10 protein-coding genes are annotated in these 6,729 nt (G+C 60.4%); 8 read left to right on the forward strand and 2 right to left on the reverse strand.

All coding sequences use genetic code 11. The features are described 5' to 3' along the window. On the reverse strand, positions 1–385 hold a 385-nt coding region (locus NTW26_08875; GenBank protein MCX7022366.1), incomplete at its 3' end, for an endolytic transglycosylase MltG. A gap of 237 nt (positions 386–622) precedes the next feature. After that, entirely contained in the window at positions 623–1,090 is a 468-nt protein-coding gene (locus NTW26_08880) for a hypothetical protein (protein MCX7022367.1), read from the reverse strand. Between the two features lie 348 nt (positions 1,091–1,438). On the opposite strand from NTW26_08880, the gene NTW26_08885 reads away from it, so the two are divergent. From NTW26_08885 to NTW26_08920, 8 genes are all read left to right on the forward strand, one after another. Next, positions 1,439–2,077, forward strand: coding sequence for a hypothetical protein (locus NTW26_08885; protein MCX7022368.1), 639 nt, complete (start codon positions 1,439–1,441; stop codon positions 2,075–2,077). Positions 2,078–2,144: 67 nt separating this feature from the next. Next, positions 2,145–2,402 (forward strand): Ig-like domain-containing protein, encoded by a 258-nt coding sequence (locus NTW26_08890; GenBank protein ID MCX7022369.1) that lies wholly within the window; start codon positions 2,145–2,147, stop codon positions 2,400–2,402. A 293-nt stretch (positions 2,403–2,695) separates the two neighbouring features. After that, complete coding sequence (locus NTW26_08895; protein MCX7022370.1) at positions 2,696–3,799, forward strand: Ig-like domain-containing protein; 1,104 nt, start codon at positions 2,696–2,698, stop codon at positions 3,797–3,799. Between the two features lie 100 nt (positions 3,800–3,899). Then, complete coding sequence (locus NTW26_08900; GenBank protein MCX7022371.1) at positions 3,900–4,025, forward strand: hypothetical protein; 126 nt, start codon at positions 3,900–3,902, stop codon at positions 4,023–4,025. Positions 4,026–4,170: 145 nt separating this feature from the next. Then, positions 4,171–4,998: a hypothetical protein gene (locus tag NTW26_08905; GenBank protein MCX7022372.1), complete on the forward strand. Its 828-nt coding sequence runs from the start codon at positions 4,171–4,173 to the stop codon at positions 4,996–4,998. Continuing rightward, on the forward strand, positions 4,995–5,135 hold the full coding sequence (locus tag NTW26_08910) for a hypothetical protein (protein ID MCX7022373.1): 141 nt from the start codon (positions 4,995–4,997) through the stop codon (positions 5,133–5,135). The genes NTW26_08905 and NTW26_08910 overlap by 4 nt, the downstream gene beginning before the upstream one ends. A 246-nt stretch (positions 5,136–5,381) precedes the next feature. Further along, positions 5,382–6,098 carry a hypothetical protein gene (locus tag NTW26_08915; GenBank protein MCX7022374.1) on the forward strand — a complete coding sequence of 239 codons (717 nt, stop codon included), beginning with the start codon at positions 5,382–5,384 and terminating at the stop codon, positions 6,096–6,098. A 346-nt stretch (positions 6,099–6,444) separates the two neighbouring features. Beyond that, the coding region (locus NTW26_08920; protein ID MCX7022375.1) for a pyridoxal phosphate-dependent aminotransferase at positions 6,445–6,729 on the forward strand (285 nt) is incomplete at its 3' end.

Genomic DNA, 6,729 nt, shown 5'->3' on the forward strand with positions numbered 1-6,729 from the left:
CCAGCCGCAGGGCCATCTGCTCGGCGTCAAGTCCCTCGGGGAGGGTGAAGCGGACGGTAAGGACCTTCCCGGCGACGAGGATGTCGGTGGCGTCGGAGAACGAGGCCGGCGCTTCTAATTTGTACGTCCCCGCCTTGAGCAGGGAGTCGCGTCCGGTGATGAATAGGTAGAGGCGGAACAGGCGGGGGTGTTCGGTGACTCCGGCCCCGGCCAGGAGCTCCGCCACCCGGTCGGCCCCGACGCCCTCGGGTATCTCCACGACCACGCTTTTCTCCGGCTCCACCGAGCCGTAGGCCAGTACGCAGTAGTAGATGACCAGCCCCGCAGCCAAGGCGACGAACGCGCCGACGAGGATGAGCGTGACGACGAGCTTTTTCTTCTTCACGGTGGCCCTTTTCCGTTTGCGGTTATTGTACCAGAATCCGCATGTCATTCCCCTCTCCCTCCGGGAGACCGGCGAGGCACGGGCCGGGACGGCCTTTCTCTCCCCCCGGGAGCGGGGCGGCTGCTTTATAAAAAAACCCCCGATTTGCCGGGGGTATAGCTCGGTTCGCCGGGGGCGTAGCTCGCTAAAGCTCGGTTCGCTCGGTTCGGGGGGCGGCAATTCCACGGGAGACGGTCGTCAGACCCCGGCTTTCTCCTTTTCTTCCCGGTTCCGCAGGCAACCCGCCGAGCAGCTCTCCATGGAGAGATCGAAGCGTTGCTTGGCCGTCATCTTCGCCGGGAGCTGGATGACGAGCCGCCCGTTGGGCCCCTCGTCCAGGGCCACGCGGCTGCCGACCTTGAATCGGTGGTAGCACAGGGTGCAGCCGGCGACCTCGGCCAGCACCTCCCGTCCCGATTCGAGTCGGACCTTTACCGGCAGGTTGGAGCTCTGACACTTCTCCTCGAGGGTGCTCTCGAAGCTGATGATGGTGCCCTTCTTACGCTTGAAGTAGGAAGAGACGCGCCCGAAGACGTAGAAGAAGGTGATGACCAGGCACGTGGCCCAGAAGACGAACCCCGAATCCTCGTAGGTCGGCGACAGGCTGATGTGCGCCGCGGCGACTAAGGGGGTCGAGGCGATAAGGATGGCTGGGAGTTTGCGCATGGTTGCGGCGGGGTGAAGGGTTGAAAGCGGTTATTTTAGCCGATTCCCCTTGCGGTGTCCAGCCTCCCCCATTATATACCGTTTTTTTAGTAGAATTCACCGGCGGGCGGTTTTTCGCCAAGTGACCCCGCTGCGTCCTCGGCCGCCCGACCCCAAATCACTCCCGAACTCCCACTCTTCCCGCGTTTCCTGGTATTTAAGAATATTTAAGAATTGGGATTTCGGAAGCCTGGAAGCCAGGCGCGGATCCGCGCCCGGCGCCGATCCCAAAAAATATCTTGCATCCCCGTCTGGAACTTGTTAAACTGTTGCCGTTGTCATTCCCCCACGTCCAAAAAGGAGATAAAGATGAAGAAGCTTGTTTTCCTACTGGCATTGCTGTGCGTGGCCTCCTTCGCCGGCCAGTACGACCTGCTCGTCGTTTACTGCGAGGGTAGTGGCGGCTACACTATCTCCGCCTTCGATAACGACACCTTCTACGATTCCGTGACCTACATGGACGCAACGTACTCGCTGGTCAGCCAGGCCACCTGCGCAAACTACGGCAGCGTCTTCTCGTGGAACAACTATCAGTACGTTAGCGGCCAGGGCGACGCCTTCGGCAACTACGTGACGGACGACGGCGGCACCGTGACCCTCCTCATCTGGGGCATCGCCCAGTGCTCCGGCAAAATCACCAGTGACGCCACCCTGTGCCCGATTGCCGGCGGCGGCAACCAGTACTCTTCCGTGAACCTGGGGACGATCTACGACGACACCCATCCCTGCATGGACGGCGATATGGGTCCAGTGACCAGCATCAACGGCATGTACTACTGGGTCAGCGGCACCATGGAGAGCGGCGCCATCCGGGTCGCGGATAACTCCGCCGGCACCCCGCTGGTGGCCATCAACGCGGACAGCAACTGCGCTGCGTTGAACATCTGCCCCGGTTCCTACAAGTATCGTCTTCCACTGCATAGACGATATTTCCAAAGTCGACGTTGACACCATTGACTTCACCGCTCGCGACACCACGCTCTCCGGCGGCCATGCGGTCAGCTCCAGCGCTGCCATCAGCGTAGACTTCGACTCGACCCGCAGCATCGACGGCGACCTGGTTCTCGACGAGACCAACCCCTCGGACATCGTGTGCACCTTCACCCCGTCCGATCCTCTGAACGATGGCGACACCATCTCCTGCACCGTGGCCGCCGGCCTGGCCGATAGTCGCGGTAACCCGATGGTAGATGACTTCGTTTGGACCTTCAGCACCCAGGGTACCTCTGTTACCGAGACCACCTGGGGCGCCATCAAGGCCGTCGAGTTCTAATAACCGATCCCTGGTAAAGTTGGGGAACCCTCCGAGGTTCCCCTTTTTTTAAAAAAGCGTGTCGCGAAAAGACGCAACGCCCCCATGGATTGGTAAAAATCGGGGTACCCCGCGGGGTTCCCCTTCTGTTATGTCTTTTTGAACGGTCAAATTGCGTGTTTTGTTAAAAAGCGCGTCTATCTGCACCGAAAATCGGAGGCTCGAATCCGCCGCAGGTAGGTCAACTAACCTCAGGTCAACCCCACCGGGACCTGCTATGTTGATCGTGAAGCTGGTTCTTGTAAGGAGATAAAATGAAAAGGCTCATCATTCTTCTAACGACGATGTTCGCGGCCGCCTTTGCGGGCCAGTACGACCTTCTCATCGGTCACAGCGATTCAGGTTCGACCTCGGGCGTCGAGACCAACATCGGCGAAAATCCCTTTTACTCCAGCGTTACCATCGAGGACTGGAGCACGTCCACGCCGACGATAGACCACCTCCTGGATTACGGTTGCGTTTACACCTGGAGCAACTACGGCTACGCCGACCGCGTCGGCCTGGGGGATAGGCTCGCCGACTACGTGGATCAGGGCGGCACCGTGGTCATCAACAATTTCTGCTGGACCTCCAGATGGGGTCTCGGCGGACGAATCCAGACCGACGGGAACTACGCCCCGCTGACCCACAACGGTAATTGCGCTTACTCCTACACCAACCTGGGTTCCTTCGACAGCGGTCATCCCTTCATGGACGGCGTATCCTCCATCACCAACATCTACTACATGAGCTATGTGAGCAAGGAACCGTCCGCGACCTGGGTCGCCGACACTGCCTCGCTCTACCCTCTCTGCGCCGTCAACGCCGACTTCAATGTCGCCGGCATCAACATGTTCCCCGGGGACGCGAGGCGCTGGGCGGGCGACGGTTGGAGATTGTACAACAACGTCATCGAGAACCTGATGATGAATTCCGCCGAGGACACGGTTCCGCCCACCGTTGAGGGCCTGGAACCCGGCGACGGCGATTCCGGCGTTCCGCTTGACTACACCATCGTCTTTCACTGCGTGGATGACCACACGCCGGTGGATGCCGATACCATCCGCCTGACCGTTCGGGACTCCACCCTCCGCGGTGACAACGCGGTCCGCGTCGGCGCAGCAGAGGGTGTTCATTACGACTCGAGCCGCGTCCTCGCCGGGGACCTGGACGTGGACTACACCGACCAGATGGACGTCGTCTGCACCTGGACCGGCGACGATCCCTTCCAGGAGGGCTCCACCGTCACCTGCACCGTGGACGGTGGCCTGGCCGACCGGCTCGGCAACGAATTAGGCGCCGACTTCGTCTGGACCTTCTCCACCTCCGGCGCCTCCGTCACCGAGACCACCTGGGGCGCCATCAAGGCCGAATTCTAGTCACCGGCCGAGAAGGACAACTGGGGGAACCCCGCGTGGGTTCCCCTTCTTTCAGGTGGTGGAAAGGACGTAGGTCTCGGGCATCAACGCCGACGAGAACGTGGTCGGCATCAACTTGTACCCCGGCGACGGCTGGGTTCTTTTCAACAACGCCATCCGGTACGTCAAGGGTGAGCCGAGTTCGGTGAGCCGGATTTCTTGGGGGGAAATCAAGGCGGCGTTCTAGAGCCCGTACCCACGAGCCCGATGGTAAGTCCACCCCGAAAAAAATTTTTTGTATTCCATTTGACTCTGGTCCCTTGAGCTTGTATAATACCTCTGCCCTTTCTAAAGATTGGGTAGCCTACACAAATCACCCAAGGAGGATGAGAATGATGAGGACTCTTACACTTGTCTTAGTTCTAAGCGTGTGTGCGGTCTTCGCCGCCAGCACCGACCTGGGTGCTATCACTCCCAGCGGCGCCACGGCGTACATACCGTCCGCGCCCAACGGCGGCCTGGACATCGTCTACATGACCGATGATTTCAGCGCGGGTGCGTGCGTGAACGGCGTCGCCACCTCCCCGAGCTACGGGTGGGTCGCCGCCGATGACTTCGTCCTGGCCGATGACACGGACCTCACGAAGCTCACCTGCTGGGCCATCAACAACCCGGCGCCCTCCGGCTTCTACATGCGTTTCTGGGAGGACACGGGCGGCTCCGGACCCGGCAGCGAGCTGGCCAATGCTCCCGCCACAGCGGTACAGACCTCCACCGGCGTGTACTTGTGGGGCTACCTGTGCTACAAGTACGAAATCACCTTTGACCCCTCTTACTCGATGGACGCTGGACACTACTGGTGGGCCTTCGGCATGTCTAGCGGCTTCGTGTACATGCTGTGCGAGGCCCACGCCTACGACTACATGGTCTACTTCGACTACGGCGGCGGCGGCGCCGGCCCGTGGTACTCCTCGCAGTACATGTGGGGCGAGGCCTACGACTTCTTCCAGACCGTCGAAGGCGACACCGGCCCGCCCGATCTCGATCCGCCGTACGTGACGGGCATGGACCCGGACGACGGCCAGGCCGATGTCCCGACTGATTCCACCATCGTCTTCCACTGCGTGGACGACCTGCACCCCATTGACACCACCACCATTGACTTCACCGTTCTGGACTCCACCCTGTCCGGCGACCGCTTCGAGAGCACCGGCGCGTGACCATCACCTGCACCGTGGCTGCCGGCCTCGCCGACTCCAAGGGCAACCCGATGGTAGATGATTTCGTCTGGACCTTCGACACCTACAGCTCCGCCGTCACCACGACAACCTGGGGCGCCATCAAGGCCGAATACTAGTCACCAACCGAGAAGAACAACTGGGGAACCCCGCGTGGGTTCCCCTTTTCTTTGCTTTGGCATGGGGGGCCAACGGGTGGAATTATTTACTTTCTGGAATATTAGTTTTTTGCAATAAAGTTCACGTTGAATTAAAAATTCGATCCCATGTCTGCTGCAGAGCTGTTTAAACAAACTTGTGCACTCTTTAAGATGATGTTAAGCTAACCGCGTTGCAGTTCTCCCCTAAACCCAAAGGAGAAAAAGATGAAGAAGATTGTTTTGCTTCTTGTGTTAGTGTTCGCGGCCGCATTCGCGGGGCAGTATGATCTTCTGATCTGCCACTGCGATCCCGGCTCGACCTCGGACGTGGAGACTTACATCGCGGGCGATCCCGACTACGGCATCGTGACCCTCTTGGACTGCACCACGACCACCCCCAGTGTGGGCACCATGCTGGATTACGGCTGTGTCTTAACGTGGAGCAACTACACCTACGATAATCCGACGAGCATGGGTGACAACCTGGCCGATTACATGGACCTCGGCGGCGGCGTCGTGTCATGCTGCTTCGCGCACTACTCGAGCGACGGCTTGGGCCTCGGCGGCCTCTACGCCAGCGGTGCGGCGTACTGCCCCCTGACACGCGGCAACAACGACTTCTCCTACAACCACATGGGCACCCATGACCACAACCATCCAGTCATGGAAGGCGTTTCGCTCATCACGAGCATCTACTACTGGCAGTCCATCTCGACCGAGAGCGGTGCTACCTGGCTCGCGGATCTGGCCATCGGTTCCTCCGACCTGGCGGCCATCAACGCCGACGAGAACGCCGTGGCCGTCAACCTGTACCCCGGCGACGTGCATCACTGGTCCGGCGACGGCTGGGTGCTCTTAAACAACGCCATCATGTACATGATGGAGAACAGCAATGTAGCTATTGTCGATACCACCTGGGGCGCCATCAAGGCTAGTTTCTAGTCATCAGCCGAGAATGACACGGGGAACCCCGCGGGGTTCCCCTTTTTTACGGGTAGGGGAAAGGGCGCAGGTCGGCCCGAGGGCGACCGCAGAGGACTCGTCCTACGGGTCGCCCCTACGTAGGCGAAACCGGAGTGAGGAAGACCAAGAAGCGATGAGCCCACGGCCGCGCGGTGCAATAGACAAGGGGCTTAAGCCCCTTGCCCTCGACGAAGCCAATTTATCACCCGCCGGCGCAACCGACGCGGGGCGACTCCTCTTCCTCACCGGAAACGGCTACAACACCCTTGAATGAACCGCCGGGCCGATGTATCCTTTCCCCGTAAAAACCACCCCGGGGGTACCGATGTCGCGTCCGCCGCTCTCCAAACGGGCCGAGAGGATTCCGGCCAGCCCCATCCGCAAGCTCGTCCCCTACGCCCTGCAGGCTAAGCAGCGGGGAATCCACGTCTTCCACCTGAACATCGGCCAGCCGGACCTGCCCACCATCCCCGCCGGCCTCAAGGCCTTGCGTGACTACCAGCCGAAGGTCATCAGCTACGGCCTCTCCCAGGGCGATGCCGCGCTCACCGCGGCCCTCATCAAGTATTACGGCTCCCTCGGCCATCACCTCGAACCGCACCACATCGTC

The organism is bacterium (assembly GCA_026398675.1).
GTDB lineage: Bacteria > RBG-13-66-14 > RBG-13-66-14 > RBG-13-66-14 > RBG-13-66-14 > RBG-13-66-14.